Here is a 1468-nt window from a genome sequence, read left to right as displayed (position 1 = left end):
CCCATCGGGTTGAAGCCCTGAACGATCAGTCCGTTCATCTTGCCCTGCTGCATCAGTTCGGTCAGGTGCAGGGTGTCGTAAAGCTTGTCCCACTTGGGCAGCCAGTCGTAGCCCCAGTTGTTTTCCTTGGTCGCTTTGTCGCCCCAGAACCATTTGAGCTGGCTGACCAGGAACTTGGATGTGTTTGACCAGTAGTTGAGCTGGCCGTCGCGCAGGGGCTTGGGCGTGACCTTGGTGACATAGTCGGCAAAGGTCGGATGGTTTTTTTCGTTGGGCAACGGGATGTAGCCGGGCAGGTTGGTGGACAGCAGACCGAGATCGGTGATGCCCTGCACATTGGCGTGCCCACGCAAGGCATTGATGCCGCCGCCGGCCATGCCGATGTTGCCGAGCAGCAACTGGATGATGGCCATGCTGCGGATGTTCTGGGTGCCGACCGTATGCTCGGTCCAGCCGAGCGCATAAAGCACGGTGGCAACTTTGTTCGGGGCCGAGGTTTCGCCGAACAATTCGCAGACTTTCAGGAAGGCATCCGTTGGCGTGCCAGTCAGGTTATTGACCACGTCCGGGGTGTAACGGGCATAGTGCGCCTTGAGCAGGGTCCAGACGCAACGCGGGTCCTGCAGGGTCGGGTCGGTCTTGATATTGCCCTTGGCGTCGAGCTCGTAGTTCCAGCTGGCGCGGTCGTAACGGCCCTTTTCCTTGTCGAAACCGGAAAAGAGACCTTCTTCAAAGCCAAAGCCGTCGCCGATGATGGCGCTGGCATTGGTGTAGGCCTTGACGTATTCCCACTGGATCTTGTCATTGGCAATCAGCCAGTTGATGACGCCGCCCAGGAAGGCGATATCGGAGCCGGCGCGCAGCGGAACATAGAGGTCGGCCACAGCGGCGGTGCGGTTGAAGCGTGGATCGACGACGACCAGCTTGGCGCCGCGCTGTTTCATCGCCTCGATGGCCCAGCGGAAGCCGACCGGGTGAGCCTCGGCGGCATTGCCGCCCATGACCACAACGAGATCGGCATTCTTGATGTCAACCCAGTTATTGGTCATCGCACCCCGGCCGAATGAAGGACCAAGGGCGGCAACGGTTGGCGCGTGGCAGATGCGGGCCTGGGTGTCGGTAGCGATGATACCCAGGGAGCGGATGATCTTCTGGGTGAGGATGCCCGTTTCGTTGGAGGCTGCCGAGCAGGTCAGCACGCCGGCACTCAGCCAGCGATTGACCGGCACGCCGTCGGCATTCTTGGCGATCACGTTGGCGTCGCGGTCAGCCTTCATGTGTTTGGCGATACGGTCGATGGCATCGTGCCAGCTGATGCGTTTCCATTCCTTGCTGCCCGGCTCGCGGACTTCCGGATATTTCAGCCGGTTCGGGCTATGGATGAAGTCGAGCAGTCCTGAGCCCTTGGGGCACAGGGCGCCACGGCTGACCGGGTGGTCCGGGTCGCCTTCGATGTGGATGATTTCCG

General features: G+C 60.8%; 1 protein-coding gene. It reads right to left on the bottom strand.

From position 1 onward, the window contains the following. Positions 1 to 1468: molybdopterin-dependent oxidoreductase (locus ADADOO_RS17785; RefSeq protein WP_511278856.1), on the bottom strand; the 1468-nt coding region annotated here is incomplete at both ends.

This window comes from Azonexus sp. (assembly GCF_036170495.1).
Classification (GTDB): Bacteria; Pseudomonadota; Gammaproteobacteria; order Burkholderiales; family Rhodocyclaceae; genus Azonexus.
The sequence above is the reverse complement of the archived record's forward strand: the minus strand, read 5'-3'. Positions and strand labels throughout refer to the sequence as shown.